Source organism: Halorubrum aquaticum, from assembly GCF_900113615.1.
GTDB classification, from domain to species: Archaea; Halobacteriota; Halobacteria; order Halobacteriales; family Haloferacaceae; genus Halorubrum; species Halorubrum aquaticum.
In genome coordinates this window covers 84055-101240 of record NZ_FOPZ01000006.1, presented here as the reverse complement: position 1 = coordinate 101240, position 17186 = coordinate 84055, and the positions used below count along the sequence as shown (strand labels likewise).

Genomic DNA, 17186 nt, shown 5'->3' with positions numbered 1-17186 from the left:
TCTCGCTCTCTCTCAAGACTCTATCTCCAAATTCACTCGGCAGCGGCTCTAAACCGAGCACAGAATGACCTGATACGGACGCCTTCTGAGGATTCAACAGAGCACAAAGTAGAGAATTCCATCAGAACTGGATCGGTAGTATCTCAAAACCTGAACACGAAAATTGTGATATGTACGACCTTACTGGGTTCCAGCGAGACCTGCTATACGTAGTTGCCGGCCTTGATGACCCTCACGGGCTCGCGATCAAAGACGAACTCGAGAACTACTACGAAAAGGAGATCCACCATGGTCGGCTCTATCCGAATCTCGACACGCTCGTTGAGAAGGGACTTGTCGAGAAAAGCCAGCGCGATCGACGAACCAACGAGTACACCATGACTCGTCGAGGCACCAGAGAAATCGAGGCGAGGGCTGAATGGGAAGCCGAGTATATTGATCACGACGGCTGACTGAACTGCCTCATACTGAGTCCCGCAAACTGACCGACGAGAATCCTACCAGTCTCAAGTGATGTTCTGAGCGCCGTGTAAGATACACAGCGCAAATACAGCGGCATCGGACCGCATCAAGGAGTCGTATATTCGTTAACAAGCTGTGTATAACTATATGTGGTAGCATAATGTTGCTAACATGGATATTAGCCAACAGGAAAGTCAGATGGCCGAAACCATGGTCAAGGAGCATCTCAAAGAGGCGTTGGATGAAGCTGATCCCCTAGAAAAAGATTATCACATTCGGTCGGCATTACAGCGCATAGTATCAGAAGAGATGAACGGTCCTAAGATGGGTTCTAACGGCTGTGTTGAATCGCTGTAAGGCGGAGGAATTCACTGTTTGACGAAGCGTTTGATGTTATAGACGACACACATCAGCGCGATTTCGCGGAACTCACGGAACCATGACCGCGCTCGCACGGCGAAGCCGAGCGAGCGCTTGACAGCCGAGTTCACGGTTTCAGTCATTGAGCGCTGATTGTAGCGGTTATCGTCGATTCTGGCGTTGTGCGCGTGGTCGTACGGTGCGAAGATGCGGTGCTTGATCAGCGGTCTGATCCCGAGCTCACGCAGACCTTCGCGGAGCGATTGCTTGTCGTAGCCCTTATCGGCCGCAAGAGACCGCAGATCGTCCGCGTTCCGGCGGGCGATCTGCTCTGCGAGGTCTGCGTCACTTCCTTCCCGATTTGTTGAGCAGTGAACGTCAAGGACGGCTTGCGACGCTGTATCGACGAGTTTCGTGACTTTCGACTTCTGAACGCGGTAGCTGATTCGCTGGCAGTAGTGGCGGCTTGCTGGTGAGCGGTCGTAGAATGTGGCGTCGATCGCAGCGTGTTCAGAGAGATCGTGCAGCTGCGCCGACTGACGCAGCAGCACTCGACAGACGCTCATGCTGATCCGGTCGAACGCCTTACACAACGTGGACGGCGCGGGGAGATCGGCCGCGCTGAGGCCGATCTCCCCCGTTATTTGTGGCATCTCTGTGAGCAGGTCGATTGTCATGCGGTATGACGTATCGAGGTAAATCCGGAGACAATGGAGGGAAACGAGTGCGTAGTCGGCGAATCCGCCGCCACCGTCCGGGGCGGCGGATTCGCCTCCATCGCCAGTAACTCTTTGAGCAACCGGCACAACTTCCCCGATGAAGCGGGAGATTTGTGTCATAGGCAACCGAGTCTTCCCGCTTCAACTCCTTTGATTTAGTGGCCTACCTCGCTGCCGTATGGCGATTCAACACAGCCGTTCTAACAGATAAATACTCTGTATCTTGTACGCCGCTACTGACATATTGTGGAAAGATCGGTGTCAGAGATCGGTACGTGAGTCGCCTGTACTGACCGAATCAAGCGATCCCTGATTTCGCTACCTCAACGTGCGATATTCGTGCCCTGTATCTTGCACGGTTACTGAAAACTATCACCAGCTGAGGATTTCAACAGATCCAATCTATCCTCTCTGAGAAAGCGAGTGAGTAGCTGTCATCCAACAAGTGATCAGATCGTACGGAAGTGGTCGTACTTCCGGAGAGTCGTCTGGAGGCTGGCGTGCCGGAGCCGGTTCCGGACAAAGTAGATATCGAAGTGGTTGTCATCCCGGTCGCGATCGTGGAGGAGCCGATAGGCGAGGCTGTGCCGGAAGACGTGAGGATGGACGTCGTCTGGGTCTCCCCGACCAAACTCGCCGCTCTCGTCGTACCTGAACGGCTGTATATCGGCCTCGTGCGCAAGCCGCTTGACGACGTTCCGGACAGAGCGGGTTGTCATCTGGTCGGACTGCCGTGAGGGGAAGAGGTAGGAACTGTCCTTCCAGCGGTTGTCGAGGTAGGTGTTGAGCGAACGCTGGGTGCCGATCGTGCCGTCGACGTCCAGATCGAGGTGGTGTGAGCGGGGCCAGTCGTCGCGACCGTTCCCTGGCTGTTTCTGGATATTTGTTGGGAGGTACAGCTCGCCGGCGTCGCGGAGGTACATCTCGGTGGTGAGTTGAGTCAGCACCTCGTTGCGGAGGCCGGTGTCGGCGAGGAGTGCGATGATGGTCTCGTTCCGAGCTCGGAGGTACTTGGCGCCGGTGTCGGTGGCGGCGTCTCGAATCGCGTCGACCTGCTCGGGCGTAAGGCAGACTCGGGCCTGCTCGCTTTGAGTTTCCGAATTCGTTGACTCGCTCATCTCTTTAAATGACTCGTAACGCTGATTGGGCCGCTTGGCCCTTTGAGTTCCCGATTTCATTACCAAAGTCAGAAACTCAAATTAGCACAGGTAGGACGATATCCACCGCCTTCAAAATGAAGACCCCGTTATCGAAATGAAATCAGATCTCTGATTGAAGCCGTTACCCTTGAGGACGAAGAAGAACTTGGGGTAGGTCACCTGTTTATTTGTTCGGTGGTCTGTCAGTTTGAATGTGTAACCGAAGGTGGACATTTCTTGAGAGGGTTACTATCGAGACCACCAATCGGAAACCATTCGTTATCCTCGATAATGCCACAAATTCGGAGACATCAACGATGTTGACCGATACAGAGTCGCTGGCTGTGCTGGACGTTTACTGCTGTATCAGGTGTGAAGATTGGATGGCTTTCACCCTGCCTCAGACGAGCGAGGGAGCATCTCACTCCTCATCTTCCCCCTCCTCTTGATTCGGTACGCACGTAACGCTGAGAGTACGATCAAGCGAGACGCTTGTTCCTGATCCGCTACCGGTCACCTCAAAGTTGAGTTCGACCACCTGTGTTGTAGAACAGGTCAGCGTAACGATGACGGTACCAGCGCTACCTCGATCGAGTTGATCGGGGGAATCGAAGGTTTTGATTGTGGGTCCAGACGAATCTGGGCGCGAAACGTCGACCTCCAATGTGTCGAGGTTAACACCGACTTGGTTGTGGTACTCTACGAGCGGTGTGGGTTCCCCTGCAGTAATATTCTCACCCCCGTCAACGAGCGGCAAATAGCCGAGATATGCATTGTCGTCCTCAGCTACGTTGATCCCAACTCCGCGGTCAGCATCCATAGTGGTGAACCCAGCGGTACCAAAAATAAGTCCGACTGCTGCTGTAAATGCGAGAAGAATGCTCAAGAGACGGAATTTCCCCACACGAATCGGCGACGTCCGACTAGGTGCTCTCATTCTCACTGATAGAGTTCAGGTGGTTTCTCCCTATTACCAAGACGGGTGCGGAGGCCGATGATGTGGTGGACAACTGACGATATTCCGAAGGCGGTGACTGTAAAAATACCCACTTCAAGCGGCTTGAGTGCTCCAAATATCGGTGCTTCAACTGTGACCGCGAGTAGGAGTGTGAGCGCGACACCTGCGAGCCCGACGTAGTAAAGGCTCCACGGGATCTCCTTGCTGCTGACAGCCTCGACATAAATATCAAGACTTTCTAGTTGAGGTGTGGGACGAACCACATTCTCTTCTTTGTCGATGGTTACGATGTTGTTCTCTTCGAGATTTGGCAAGTGGGTACGCTTGAGCGTACTGTACACGCTTCGGTGATCCTCGTACTCGACCTCGTCCGGATCTTTACCGGTTTCCCAGGCAGTGATGTGCGCCGAAAGTTCAGAGATATCGACCGGTCCTTGCTTGCGTTTGAGCGCGTGGATCACAAATCGTCGTCGTCGGTTCGATAGAACACCATAAATATCGTCTTCGGACAGTTCATTCCCATTTGAGTTTGATTCGTTTGCCGGTGTAGTGATTGGTGGCATTGGATCGACCCCCTTGTCCGCCGGCCAAGGTATCCCAGTCCCAAGCCGCCGAGTGTCAGTTGATATTTGTGAGGGTAGATATTGTAAACTACTAGCATATTTCATCTGTTATTATTTTCTATTTTATGTTATCAGGGCTTCCTTGTCAGTTGTGATAGGACTGATTGAAATGACACAGGGTCCACTCTTGGGTCTTCAAGCTCTTCTCGATTTGTCCAAAACGATACCCTGAAATCCGCGATATATGTGGATTTCAACTTCAAGCACTGCTTGATGCGAACAACGAGACGTGCTTGAACTGAATCGAGTTGGCCATTCGATTCATCGAGTGCTCCACGATGTAGCCTCGAGGATCTCATAACGAAGTAGATCCCCCAACATGCTTCATTCGAGCGCTTCCGGCCCGAACGGTCGGGTTCGGGGGTGCCAGAACACAGGTGAAATCCAACATGCAACGGCGCAAATTTGTCGTCGGACTAGGTGCATTGGCTTCAGGAAGCGCAGCTGCCGTAGGGACAGGCGCGTTCACGAGTGTGGAAGCGGATCGGAACGTGGACGTTGAGGTTGCAGGCGACGACGCAGCGTACCTCGGGCTGCGGAAGGCGGCAGGCCCGAACACTGATCCGGGTGCGAACTCGGATGCGTACTTAGATACGAGCGGTGCTGAGGTTTCCTTGGACTTCAGTAGTAGCAACGGAACTACTGATCTCGGTGATGGTTTCAACCCTAACTCCGTGACCGAGATCGACGACTTGATCGAGGTTCAGAACCAAGGAACCCAGTCGGCATACCTCAGTGTCGACCTAGCAGATCTTGATCTCACCGACGACACCGGTACTCCCGAGGGTACTGCCTATGTCGGACTAGCGGTCCGGGAAGACGAGACTACGTCATCCAACCTGAACGATAATATCGCGTTCGACAGTTCGGGCGATCCCGATCCCTGGAACGGTTCCACCGTGCCTGATCCGAGCAACGATGGTGCGTATGAACTCACTCAGGGAGAATCCGTCCACCTCGATCTCACGGTCGATACGACGGACTTCGAGGCTGCAGACGTCTCAACGAGTGGGAGTATAACGTTCATCGCCGATCAGGACAGTTCACTCTAACAAAGGTGATATGACATGAAACGTAGAGGTCTCATCGCAGGTATTGGAGCCGCCGTGGCTGGGGCAGGCGGGATGCTCGGTACTGGGGCTTTCACGAGTGTCAATGCGGATCGGATGGCAACCGTTGCTGTTGCTGACGAATCTGACTCATTCCTCGCGATCTTCCCAAGTGGTAGTCAACCAAATGCCACCTTCGCGACGGCAGATTCAGGAGATGGTGAGATCGCATTAGATTTCAATAATGCAAATGATACTTGGCAGGGGACCCCAACATCGAGTCAAGGGGTCGGCGTAGATTCGACATACATTTTCGACGACGTGTTCCGGATTGAAAATCAGGGAACCCAGGATGTCTATGTGGATATCACGTCGTTGATTGACGTCCCGCTGCAAAATGGAAGTGGAAATCCGGGCGATGTTACGTTGGAATTCATCGCGAAAGACGGAAGCGGCAACCGTACCGTGATTGATGGTACCACCGCAGACCTGACAGTTCCGGTCGGTGGACAGCGACCCGTTGGTGTACGAATTGTTACTGACGACGAATCCACCTACGGAAACGTCAACAACCCGACCGATAACAACACTACCCAAGGCGAGATGACCACGATCGTTGCCGACACCGACGATAGTGGAACGACAATCGATCCTGGAACACCTAACCTGATCGTTAATCCCTGAGTTGTCTCATCGGATGGGACGTTCCCATCTATTTGATTTTCAACCCACGCTGGTGTTTGACGGCGGTTCGATTCCGCCGGTGGGTTTCCCCCGTCAGGGGAGGCATACAGCATGAAACGACGCAACGTGTTGGCGGCGCTTGGCATGATCAGCGGTGGAGCAGCGATCGCGAGTGGAACGGGCGCGTTCACCAGCGTGGAGGCCGATCGCGACGTGGCGGTCCAAGTGGCGAACGACTCGAGTGCGTTTCTCGCGTTGAACGCTATCGGTCCGAACGCTCCGTACATGAGCACGAGCAACGGACAGTTAGGAATCGATCTCACCGGGAGTAACACGTCGGGGATATCTGGCGGGCAGGGTGTCAACACCAGCGCAGTCACGGTGTTTGAGGACATGTTCGAGGTACAGAATCAGGGTACCCAAGACGTCGAGGTGGAGATCACACCGCTCACCTTCGTTGAGACGGACTCAGGGAACACCCTGATCGTATTGATTGTCCCGGAAACCGGCTTCCCGTCAGTGACAGTCTCGCCCGGAGACGGAGAGACGTATAGCCTCGTCGTGGACGTGTTCCCTAGCGGAACGAGTCCGAATCTCGAACTCGACGATACCATGACCGTCACTGGGGAGGCACCGTAATGCCAGACAGACATGGCCCGATGAGGGTGGTTTATGAGGAGCAAGGAGAGGGAATCCCAAGTACGACCTGGTCCGACTTTGAGGGAAACGCACCGAACGATGTCCTTGATCGGATCACTAGGGGGATCCTGAATATCGATCCGGCGTGGTTGGGTTCACCCCCACTGACTTCGGGAGAAGTTACTGCGGTAGAGGAGGCGTTCGGCGTGACGATCGGCCCGCCCGACGACGGCGGTGAGCCCGAACTGCCATCTACTCGATTCCGCATCGAACAGTTTCAGGGATCGGGCAGTCCTGTCGAAGGGGGAATAATGAACCTCTTCTACAAAGTGACAGTTTCCGACGGCGACGACGACGACGATGTTACCGGATTTCGGCTCGAAGCGACCAGTGCGGACGAAAAGAACGACTCCTTCGAGAATCTCCCGGACGGACCGGACACTGGAGCAGCCGAGCGTTCGAACCCCGAAGTCGGGTTGTTCACCGAGCAAGCCGTCGAAACACCGGTCTCCGTGACTCTAAGTGCCGCCGACGAGGATTCGTCGGGCGAGTTCGTGGAACTAACCACCCAACCGTATCCAGAGGAATCCGGGACATGAACGACGTTTCGACGAACCATTCCGAATTCAGCGTGATGAACGAGAGGCTATCTAATCCATGCTAGCAATCTTCGCCTCTGGTTCGGAGGCGACGAGCGGCGGTTCGACTCCGCCGGTGGGCCTACCCGAGAAGGTGTGATGTCAGCATGAGGAGGCGACGGATCCGGACGCGCGGTCAGAGCAGGTCGAGGACGAACGGTCTCGTCGTGAACACCTCTCACGACCGAACGGACACACGAACCAGCGAAACGATTACCGACAACGAGGTGGCTTCATAGATGGCACTCACTATCGCCGACTTCATCGAACAGGAGGAGGGACTGACCGTCGACGACGTTCCACCGGAGGTACAGGAGCGCGTCAACGACGCGCTCGCGGAACTGACTGGCGGACCGGGCGGTGGCACTGCGCCACAGAACCCCGATGCGATCATCGTCAGCAAGAACCTTGACGGCCGAGCCGGATTCACGAGCATCCAGGATGCCATCGACGGTACCGGCGGACAGAACGGAGCCAGCGGTGCCACGTCCGGAGACACCATCTTCGTCGAACCCGGAACCTACGAGGAGACGGTCGTCGTCAACAAGGAGGGACTCACCCTCCAGTCGGCCCAGGGTCGCGATCAGACGTCCATCGGCGATCCGTCCGGACCGTCGCTGTCCGGACCGATCCTTCGGATCAACGCTCCCGATGTCGTCGTCGACGGCTTCGAGATCGCCGGTGCCAGCGGTGGTGGAGAGACCGGACAGGGCGTCGACGTTAACGGCAACGCCCACGACACCGACGGCACCGAACTCAAAAATCTGGCGGTACGGAACAACGACGATCGCGGACTCGTCGTCGACTTCTCCAGTGACGTCCTGATCGAGGACACGCTGGTCGAGGACAACTACGATCGCGGCGAGATGGGCGGCGATCCGCCCGAGGACGGCTTCGGCAGCGCCGGTGACGCCGACGGGATCACGCTGTGGTTCACGGACGACAGCACCCTACGGAGGGTCACCTCCCGAAACAACGGCGACAACGGTATTTACGTCAAGGGTGACGACAACACGCTCGAGGACATCACCGTCGGCGGCAACGGCGACGAAGGACTCGACCTCAGTAGCGACGACGCGGCTGGGGAAAGCGTCGACGGAGGTGCGACAGTAACGAACCTCACGACCAACGGGAACAACGCTCAGGAGGTCGAGATCGAAGGACACTCGAACGACGTCACCATTCAAGACTCGGACATTACCATCGACACGAACGGTACCCCTGAGGGGCTCGGACCGGCCGGCATCGCGGTCCCTGAGATGGACGGCGGGTCCGTGTCGATCTCCCGAACCTCGTTCGACTACGGCGACGGGCCCACGCTGCCGTACGTCCGTGACGATGCCGGTGCGGTCGATCTCGTGGCGACCATCGAGAGCAACGTCTTCGAGTTCGTCGCCGTCCAGGGTGACCTCGACGATGACGGAACCGACGAGGTGCTCGTCCCGTCGAAGTTCGTCACCGAGGGCATGAACCAGTTCGATTTCAGCGACGATGACGAGTTCGACACCGATGTCGTGGCCGCATCGCCGACAGGCGGTGAGACCACGTCCGCACACATCACGTCGGCTGGGACGCAGACGACCGACTACGCGACGACGGCGATCTCGCTTGCCCAAAGACCTGAATCGCTGACGCTCGGTGAGCTGGCCGGCGGGACGAACCTTACTTACGAGTACTACGCAGGTCCGGACAACGAAGACGCCGCACCCGACGAAGTGTATCTCCTCGTCGAGGAGACCGATGGGACGCGTCACGTTCTCTATCGGACCTCCGAAGATGGATCGCCCGCGGCAGAGGAGTGGAAAACTCGGAACGTCCACAAGGAGATCAGCGGTAATCCTGACAACAACCAGGGCTACAACTGGTTCGAGATCACCGCCACTGGTGCCACGGTCAATCTCGGTGACGGGGGGAGTACCTCCGATCTCAGCAGCGTGTACAGCGACGATGCTGAACTGCTCGCGATAGCCGCCGGTCGGGGGACGATCGGCGGTAGCGGGTCGACTGCTGACGTCTACTACAGAGACCTCCGGATTGGTTTGCTAGTGGTCGGATCGTTCCCGCCTGTCTCCGAGACGTCTCCGCCGAGCTGATAGAACCATGAAACGACGAAAACTGCTGTTCAGTATCGGAACCGTGGCGGGAACGGGCGGCATCGTCGGAACCGGCGCGTTCACGAGCGTCAGCGCCGATCGGGACGTGACCGTCGCCGTCGCCGACGACGCGAGCGGTTACCTCGGACTGGCTCCGAGTGGCGGACCCAACGGAACGTTCGCGACGACGACGGCCGACGACACGCTGGCGCTCGACTTCTCGTCGACGACCGCCGGCGGCGACGGACTGGGCACCGATTCGATCTACGACTTCGACGACGTGTTCGAGGTGACTAACCAGGGAACCCAGCCGATCTACGTCTGGGCGACCTTCGCCGGAGGGGCCGGAGGGTTCCAAGCTGGCGGGACCGATACGGACGTCTGGCTGTATCCGAACGGCGACTCTGGCGACAAACTCCGGGACAGCGACGACGACGCGCTCTACCTCGGCGTCGGGAAGTCCGCGAACGTCGGCGTCCACGTCGACACGGACGACCTCGACGAGGATCAGGCCCTGACGATGACTGTCAACGCCGACGTGGCGAATCCTGCGGGCGGGAATGTCGTCGACGGGAGCGGGACGACGATTCCAGGCCCGACTGACGGACTGGTAAGTTACTGGCCGCTGGATAGCGTCGGGACAGGGACGGTCAAGGACGTCACCGGCTCCAACGACGGGACGCCGAACGGTGTGTCGGCCACCACCGGGCAGGTTGATAATGCGGCGTCTTTTGATGGAGACAACGACTACGTCGAGGTACCGGACGACCCGAGCCTTGATCTGACAGACACGCTTAGTCTCGTAGCGTGGGTACGACCGGCATCCTCGCAGGACGATTATGCTCGGATCATTTCTCGCGAGCAGTCAGGAGCGGGAAATCGGCAGTACAATCTCGGACTAGACCCTTCCGCGACCAAACCACGGACTGTCGTTGATACGGCATCGTCGAACGGTGTCGAAGTGTCTGGGACAATACCGATCGCTGACGACAGCTGGCATCACGTCGCGATGACGTTCGATCGGAACGATGCGGTTCGGCTCTATGTTGACGGGGTAGAAGCCGCCAATACGTCCGTAAGCGACTCCCTCGTTAGCCGCCCGTCACCAGTCGTTCTGGGTTCTCCTGCCCATCTTCCCGGGAAAGATCTGTTCACGGGTCGTATTGATGACGCTCGAGTTTATGACCGAGTTCTCTCCGCACAGGAGGTAACCGACCTTTATGATACAACGAAGTAGCGCCAATTCGGTCGACGCCGGATCCCTATTGCTACCCACTTGGAGCACAGCGGTTCGACTCCGCTGGTGGGACTCCCCGAGAGGGAATAATATTGGAATGAGTACAGAACAGAGTTGGGAACTCGACCGTAGTAGGTCGAAGACGAGTAGTTTCGCCGTGAGTGCCTCTCACGACGATAGAAACGTACAGAGGAGCAAAACAGACACCGAGATAAGCTCATAAATGGCCCTCACAATCACCGATTTTGTCGAAGAGGAGGATAGTTTGACGATTGACGACATTCCGCCGGAGATGCAGAACCGGATCAACGACGCGCTGGCTGACCTAACCGGGGACCCACCTGCCAGCGGCCCCACAAAGGGAAGTCCAACGGGAATCGGGGACTGGAACGATCTTGATGAGGTTCGTGATAATCCGGGTGCTACCTACACGTTACTAAATGATCTAGATAGTAGTACTGCCGGATACGATAGCGTGGTTGATCCCGCAGGAGGTGGTTTCACTCCGATAACCCCGTTCTACGGCACCTTCGACGGCAACGGTCACGTAATTAGGGATCTAGTGGTTGATACCGACGGATTTGGTGGCCTATTTGGTCAAACTGGGGCAAGCGGATCGCCTGGTGAAATCACAGACCTCGGCCTCGAAAACGTGGATATATCGGGCGAAGGTTCGGTTGGTGCGCTTGTCGGGTCTAACTCTGCGACTATTACAAGGGTATACGTTACTGGTGACGTCCAAGGCGGAGACGGAACGCTACCTACAACAGGCGGGCTTGTCGGGACGACCGATGGCAATATCAGCAAATCGTTCTCTGCTGCTACTGTTGAAGGCCCTGACAACGTCGGTGGGCTCGTTGGGAAAAACGAGGAGGCGACAATCGAGAAGTCATACGCTACCGGTGACGTCGATGTGACTGGTGAGTATGCTTTTGGTGGTGCCCTCGTCGGAAATAATAACTTCTCTGGTTCGGTCGTTACCAACGCATATGCGACTGGAAAGGTTAGTGCTGGTCTTGGTGGTGGTGGCCTTATTGGAAACGCGGCTAACGGTGAGCTCAAAGATTCCTACTGGGATAAGGGAACGACGAATCAGGACGGCGCAGTCGGACCCGGTGGCAGTTCCGGCAGTGGTTTCGTAGGATTCGGTAGCACCAGTAACACAGAGCCTGCGAACGAGATGACTGGGGACGACGCACCCAACAATATGCGAGCGTTGGACTTCACCAATACGTGGGACACGGTTTCCGGTGATTACCCAATCCTACAATCGATTGACCAGGGTGCCCAATAAATATCACACAGAAGACCCTGCCGCTAACTGACTATATTTTTCTTATCGGCGAGCCAGCCTACCTACAACTGTCGCTAACTGGCTCAACGATAGAACCAGTCATCTCTGCTCGAGATTATCAAAAAAAGAGTAGTGTCTTTCCGTGAAAACAGGCTCCCAACGCGCCGATTCACTGACTGATGTCTGTGCCGCCAGCCGGTTCAGGCACACCTCGATACGGTCATGTGCGGCGATTTCTTATATACTAACGACAATAAGTATGGGGCGATGAGATGGCAGCGTGGGTCGACCACCCTACTCATCACAATCTCGTTAGGAGCAGTCGTCCTGCTCGTTGTCTCCAGCAGCGCAGTTGTTCTCGATCAACCGAGCGATCCGCTCAACGATGAGGTCGCACTCCAACCCGGCGACAACCCCTACGCATACCTCGATGAGAACGACGAACTCGCAGTTGATATCACTGAGAACAATCCGAACCTCGATAATGAGGGCGTAAACCCAGACGCATTCGCGGCTCAAGAAACACTCTTCTACATCACCTACGACGGAAACGAGTCCGCAGAAGCATGGATTGACCACGAGGGGACAGGCGTCACGTTTGTCATTGACGGTGAACCGATCGAGAGTGAGTCGAATGCTGTACAGTTGACTTCAGAAAACGACGCGGTTCCAGTCGGCGTCGAAGTTGACACCCGTGTGGCTGAAGTCGCCCCCGGCGATCGACTTATCGATGAAATTTCGGTCCACGCCCGTCCTGCCGGTTCAGAGGCGATTGGTGACGCAGATAACGATGGCAACAGTGACGATGATGACGATCCGGGCACAGTTACGACGGTAGAGTCACCCGACTCAACCGCCCGGAAAGTCGAAATTCTCTCGCTCGCTGCTGAGGTAGAGACTGAAATCAATCTCCGACAGCTCCATGTCGGTGACCCAGCGGTCCGACTCACCGACCTGACGTTCGTCAGTAAGGATTCCGGAAACGTCGAGTTCGAAGTAAGAGGTACTACCGACCCGCCGCCAGAAACTTCCTCCGTGCCGCTTGGTGTGGACGCGCTCGGCTACTATACAGTCGAGTTTGCGACAGCTGACCAGCCAATCAACGAGGCGACCACTGAGCTCGTTGTGGATCGTGATTATCTCGCGGAAACGGACGTTGACCCCGAACAACTCGCCGTCTACCATGAGACGGAGGCAGGCTGGAAGCGAACGAAGACGACGGTCGTCAACACGAACGATGAGACAGTCCGACTCCGAATTACCTCCACGGGGTTCTCTGCGTTCGCGGTCGCAGCCGAGCGCCCAGTATTAGTCCCGGTTGAGGCGACCCTCTCGGCCGATCAAGTCGTGGCTGGGGAGACGCTGACCGTTACTGTTAATCTCGATAACAACGGGCGGGCCCCCGCGAATGACGTGAAGGTCCAAATTGTAACCGCTGATGAAAGGGAGTTGGTGAGTGACGAGGCAGCCACAGTCAACGCTGAGGTTGGCGAGACGACGACCGAATCAATAGTTGTCCGCCTCAACTCCCCTGGAGAGTACAACCTCGTCTTGACAGGTCCAGCCCTCGAAGCTGGATCGGGCGGTTCCGGAATAGGTACCGATCAAATAATCACGCAGTCTGTTACCGTGACCGAACAACCCGATGGTGAGACGGTTGCCGAGACCAGAGGTGCTTCCAGTATTAACACTCCAAATGATGGCTCTGCCGATACGGGTGTCTCAGGCGAGACAGAAGTGGGAGATGACAGGGAAGAAGCAGTAACTGAACGTTCTGGCATCGATCTTACTGATCTTGGAGGGATTGCGTTGCTCATCGGAATTGTCCTCACAACTCTGTTCCTGTTTCGACGCGCGCCGCGATGATTACGAGCAAAAAGTCGAAGAGATAATGCTTAATGCCCGGTTTCATCAATAATCCGGACGATCGTGTGACCGTACTCGTACTCCTCGACAACCGTTTCGTCGTCACTCAGTAGTAGTCGCCTCGAGTTCCTCGCGAACAACAGATTGAATCCGCTCGTCGAGATCTTCTGCCGACCCACCTCAAAGATCATCGAGCGGTCGTAGGTTCTCTACAGATAGTAAGGCCGAGTGCCTCGGGGCTTGACCCCGAGGCAGTTCACGACGGCATTAACATCTTCATCCGGCGATGAATCTCAATGCTTAGGTGGGTGTGAGCGTCTGACGCAGTATTAAGACTCTTCGACATCTCTGCGCTCTTTGAGGGCAAAGACATCTATGAGAATTGGAGTTACCAACCAGAAGGGGGGTGCTGGGAAGACGACCACGACGCTGAACGTCGCCGGCGCGCTGAACCAGCACGGCCACGACGTGCTCGTCATCGACCTCGACCCGCAAGGCCACGCGACCGAGGGGCTCGGTTTCGAGGATCGCTATGACGATCCCGACCGCGACTCGCTGTTCGACGTCCTCCCAGATATCGACCGGATGGACGACCTCGAGCGGCTGGTCGTCGAGCATCAAGAGGTCGATGTCGTCCCGAGCCACGAGCGGATGATCAACGCCGAGGACGAACTCGCGAACGTGATGAAACGCGAGGAGCGACTTGACATGCTCCTCAACGAGAGCGACGCCGACCAGCGCTGGGACTATATCCTCGTTGACTGCCCGCCGAACCTCGGTGTCCTCACCGACAACGCGATCGTCGCAACGGGGAACGCCCTGATCCCCGCTCAGGCGAAGTCAACCAGCATCCGCGCGATCGAACTCTTGTTCAAGCAACTCCGGAGCATCGAGTCCGCGTTTGGCGAGGTCGACGAGATCGCACTTGTTGCGAACGAGGTCGGCGTCGACGGCGAAGCTGAGGAGATGATGGCATGGTTCAAAGATGTCTTTGAGGACAAAGAAAGCTGTGAGGTCTTTGAGATCAGAAAGCGTGTCGCACTCCAGCGCGCATGGAACGCTGGCGTCTCCATCTTCGAGCATGATGAGAGCTGCGACATGGAGGAGGTCTATCTGGATGTCGCCGAGCACTTGGAGGGTTACGCCGATGACTGATGGTGACGGGAAGCGGGACCGAAACCCGTGGGACGATCGCTACGACCGCGATGAAGACGATCGGGACGATGCCGCCATCGAAAGTGAGGCATCCTCAGAGACTACGGAGATGTCGGAAGCATCGAATACATCAAAGACCTCAAAGAGACAAAAGACAACAAAAATGTCTAAGAGCGAAAAGACAGCAGAGAGCGAAGAGAGCAGCGGGACCGTCCGTGAGCGGAAGAACGTGAACATGTATCTCCCAGAGGGTCTCGTCGATGACCTCCAGATGCGGTATTCGGAGTTGAATGTCGAGTGGCGACGTCGGCACGGCGAGGACATGCCGAAGAACGATGAGTTCTACCCGGCGGCGATCCGGGCGGCGCTGGGTGAGTCATCGATTGAGGAAGAGCTCGGTCTTGGCGAGTAGACGCCGAATTTCTATTGCGGTATACACTATACAAACAGACGAAATGAGGTGTCTCCCGCAAACACTCCACTATCGAAGTGTATCTTCGGCGGTCTGACCCCCTGATTCAGGACGGCAAGAACGGCTTCTCGAAGGTGTAAGCGTGGTGTATATTGGGTTTCCAGTGGTAGTATGATCAGATTCCGGGATAACTCACGCTATCTAGAACACTGACCCTATCACCCCTACCGTCCTGCGGTTTCGATCTTAACCAACGACCAGCCATCGGATTACCGACTGTTGGTTAAGACTGAGCGGAGCGGCTTTCCCGGACCACACGGATCGGTGTGTATGGGCGATATCTTCCGCGTCAACTGCCCGGGCTGTGGACAGGAGAAGGGCCCGATCACGACGCATCCCGGCACCGTTGGCATCCACTGTTCGTGCGGGGTCACCGCAACCGTCGACATCGGCGCACAAGAAATAGACGAATGGTGGGAACGGGAGGACTGACCTACCGGAGGTCGACACCTACGTTTATCCTTCACGCCGGGTAGAACGTGGTATGAGCCGTGAACTCTCCGACGCCGACATGATCTCGGACGAGGAGCTCACCGAGCTGCTCGCCGATGCTGAGGGGACGACGCCCTAGGAGATCGAGCGCGGCGCTGCTAAACTTGAGATCGCACCGCCTGAAAGGGCGACCATCGTCGATGTCGACAGGTAGCACTACTATTTCGATTTGTTTTCAGCACCACTGAGCAACAGCTACAGCTGGATTCACTGATTGGCGGTTCTATGCTCAAAAACAACTCAGATCGGCCAGATAGCGGTCACCGATGACAGTCACTTCCTTGGAGATTCACACTTTAGTGTTGGATAAGACTGTCACCGCGGAGTTCTCGTAGACATCTACCTACTGGCCATCGTACCAGGGGGGCGCACCGAACGCCTCAGCGTAGCAGTCCGGGTGGCAGGGCTCTTTTCGGTTGTCAGGCCACGCTTCATCGAGGGGAACCTGCTCTCCACACAACCCACATTCAGCACTGTGGCCGGCCTGACGGGCATCCGGCGAGAGGTTCTTCGCCTCGGTGTAGAGCTCGTGTAAGGCCCACGGAGTGAGGCGAACAGCGACACGCTCAGCAGCTGTTGGATCCCCTTCCGACGTCGCGGCCGAGAGCGTTAGAACCCAATTGTCGCCCGGCTCCCCGTCGGTCGCAGGCCCGAGTGCGATCGTTGACGCCAACTCGTCGTCGACGTAGAACCAGTCGGCATCTCGATCCACGTGATAGTGCCCATCGGGCCGGGGATTCTCAGGGTCGACATCATCAACCATTTTTTCAGTACTCAGGCGTTCGCCCTGCTCTCCCGTCCTGACGCCGATGTGAGCGGGAGGTCCGCATCGATCTCGTCGTACCACACGACAGGGCGCTTTGCGCTGCCGTTTTCTTCGAACTCGAGGAGCCCGTAGTCGGCGAGCTCGTTCACGTTGTCGAAGACCTCTGGTGGGTTCCGGTCGACAAGGCGAGCGAGTTCACGGATGCTCTCTGGCTCGTGCTCAACGATGGCTTCGAGCAGTTCGAGGTTGGTCGACCGAAAGATGCGACCGAACGTTTCGAGATCTTCGATCGACAGCGTTGGCTCGCTGGGTTCGACATCGTCGCCGGCGTCGATCGCTTCGAGCCTCTCCTCGAGGCCGCTTCGATCCGCGGACTTGATCTGGACGTGTAGTGTTCGGGTCATGATGTTGTGGGGTTGGGCTGGGGTTGTGATGATGCGTCGGTCAGCGTACTCGGGGGTCACTAGTCGGTTTATTTCTCAGTAGGAGTGCCCGCCACGCCGGGAAGGTTTGGGCGAGTCCGAGGTAGTCGATCTCGAG

General features: G+C 56.5%; 18 protein-coding genes. 12 read left to right on the top strand and 6 right to left on the bottom strand.

What is annotated here, in order from left to right:
• The first annotated feature begins 170 nt into the window (after positions 1–170).
• Positions 171–452: a helix-turn-helix transcriptional regulator gene (locus F3H10_RS07290; protein ID WP_149784120.1), complete on the top strand. Its 282-nt coding sequence runs from the start codon at positions 171–173 to the stop codon at positions 450–452.
• Between the two features lie 378 nt (positions 453–830).
• Here the strand turns inward: F3H10_RS07290 and F3H10_RS07280 are convergent, their stop codons facing one another.
• The 4 genes from F3H10_RS07280 to F3H10_RS07265 all read right to left on the bottom strand — a co-directional run bounded on the left by F3H10_RS07280 (position 831) and on the right by F3H10_RS07265 (position 4201).
• Entirely contained in the window at positions 831–1661 is an 831-nt protein-coding gene (locus F3H10_RS07280; protein ID WP_149784118.1) for an IS5 family transposase, read from the bottom strand.
• 329 nt (positions 1662–1990) lie between these two features.
• Entirely contained in the window at positions 1991–2659 is a 669-nt protein-coding gene (locus F3H10_RS07275; protein ID WP_149784188.1) for a tyrosine-type recombinase/integrase, read from the bottom strand.
• Between the two features lie 442 nt (positions 2660–3101).
• A complete protein-coding gene (locus F3H10_RS07270; protein ID WP_149784117.1) occupies positions 3102–3500 on the bottom strand; it encodes a hypothetical protein in 399 nt (132 codons plus the stop codon).
• Between the two features lie 119 nt (positions 3501–3619).
• A complete protein-coding gene (locus F3H10_RS07265) occupies positions 3620–4201 on the bottom strand; it encodes a DUF7344 domain-containing protein (RefSeq protein ID WP_149784116.1) in 582 nt (193 codons plus the stop codon).
• 449 nt (positions 4202–4650) lie between these two features.
• Here F3H10_RS07265 and F3H10_RS07260 point away from each other — a divergent pair, with 449 nt between their 5' ends.
• The 11 genes from F3H10_RS07260 (at position 4651) to F3H10_RS16025 (ending at position 15820) form a co-directional block, all read left to right on the top strand.
• Positions 4651–5313 carry a hypothetical protein gene (locus F3H10_RS07260; protein WP_223174250.1) on the top strand — a complete coding sequence of 221 codons (663 nt, stop codon included), beginning with the start codon at positions 4651–4653 and terminating at the stop codon, positions 5311–5313.
• A 15-nt stretch (positions 5314–5328) separates the two neighbouring features.
• The gene (locus tag F3H10_RS07255; protein ID WP_149784115.1) at positions 5329–5994 is read left to right on the top strand and encodes a DUF1102 domain-containing protein; all 666 of its coding nucleotides are present in this window, start codon (positions 5329–5331) and stop codon (positions 5992–5994) included.
• Between the two features lie 111 nt (positions 5995–6105).
• On the top strand, positions 6106–6633 hold the full coding sequence (locus F3H10_RS07250; RefSeq protein ID WP_149784114.1) for a DUF1102 domain-containing protein: 528 nt from the start codon (positions 6106–6108) through the stop codon (positions 6631–6633).
• Positions 6633–7232 carry a hypothetical protein gene (locus F3H10_RS07245; protein ID WP_149784113.1) on the top strand — a complete coding sequence of 200 codons (600 nt, stop codon included), beginning with the start codon at positions 6633–6635 and terminating at the stop codon, positions 7230–7232. The genes F3H10_RS07250 and F3H10_RS07245 overlap by 1 nt, the downstream gene beginning before the upstream one ends.
• Positions 7233–7510: 278 nt before the next feature.
• Positions 7511–9364 (top strand): right-handed parallel beta-helix repeat-containing protein, encoded by a 1854-nt coding sequence (locus F3H10_RS07240; RefSeq protein WP_149784112.1) that lies wholly within the window; start codon positions 7511–7513, stop codon positions 9362–9364.
• Between the two features lie 7 nt (positions 9365–9371).
• Positions 9372–10601, top strand: coding sequence for a LamG-like jellyroll fold domain-containing protein (locus F3H10_RS07235; protein ID WP_149784111.1), 1230 nt, complete (start codon positions 9372–9374; stop codon positions 10599–10601).
• A gap of 223 nt (positions 10602–10824) precedes the next feature.
• Positions 10825–11895: a GLUG motif-containing protein gene (locus F3H10_RS07230; RefSeq protein ID WP_149784110.1), complete on the top strand. Its 1071-nt coding sequence runs from the start codon at positions 10825–10827 to the stop codon at positions 11893–11895.
• 267 nt (positions 11896–12162) lie between these two features.
• Positions 12163–13761: a PGF-pre-PGF domain-containing protein gene (locus F3H10_RS07225; protein ID WP_188127894.1), complete on the top strand. Its 1599-nt coding sequence runs from the start codon at positions 12163–12165 to the stop codon at positions 13759–13761.
• A gap of 375 nt (positions 13762–14136) precedes the next feature.
• Positions 14137–14916, top strand: coding sequence for a ParA family protein (locus F3H10_RS07220; RefSeq protein ID WP_149784108.1), 780 nt, complete (start codon positions 14137–14139; stop codon positions 14914–14916).
• Complete coding sequence (locus tag F3H10_RS16030; protein WP_188127893.1) at positions 14909–15328, top strand: hypothetical protein; 420 nt, start codon at positions 14909–14911, stop codon at positions 15326–15328. The genes F3H10_RS07220 and F3H10_RS16030 overlap by 8 nt, the downstream gene beginning before the upstream one ends.
• 330 nt (positions 15329–15658) lie before the next feature.
• Complete coding sequence (locus F3H10_RS16025; RefSeq protein WP_188127892.1) at positions 15659–15820, top strand: hypothetical protein; 162 nt, start codon at positions 15659–15661, stop codon at positions 15818–15820.
• A 403-nt stretch (positions 15821–16223) separates the two neighbouring features.
• On the opposite strand, the gene F3H10_RS16315 is transcribed toward F3H10_RS16025, so the two are convergent.
• Both F3H10_RS16315 and F3H10_RS07200 read right to left on the bottom strand, forming a co-directional pair.
• The gene (locus tag F3H10_RS16315; protein ID WP_149784107.1) at positions 16224–16643 is read right to left on the bottom strand and encodes a hypothetical protein; all 420 of its coding nucleotides are present in this window, start codon (positions 16641–16643) and stop codon (positions 16224–16226) included.
• A gap of 11 nt (positions 16644–16654) precedes the next feature.
• Positions 16655–17050, bottom strand: coding sequence for an HVO_A0114 family putative DNA-binding protein (locus F3H10_RS07200; RefSeq protein WP_149784185.1), 396 nt, complete (start codon positions 17048–17050; stop codon positions 16655–16657).
• Between the last annotated feature and the right edge of the window lie 136 nt (positions 17051–17186).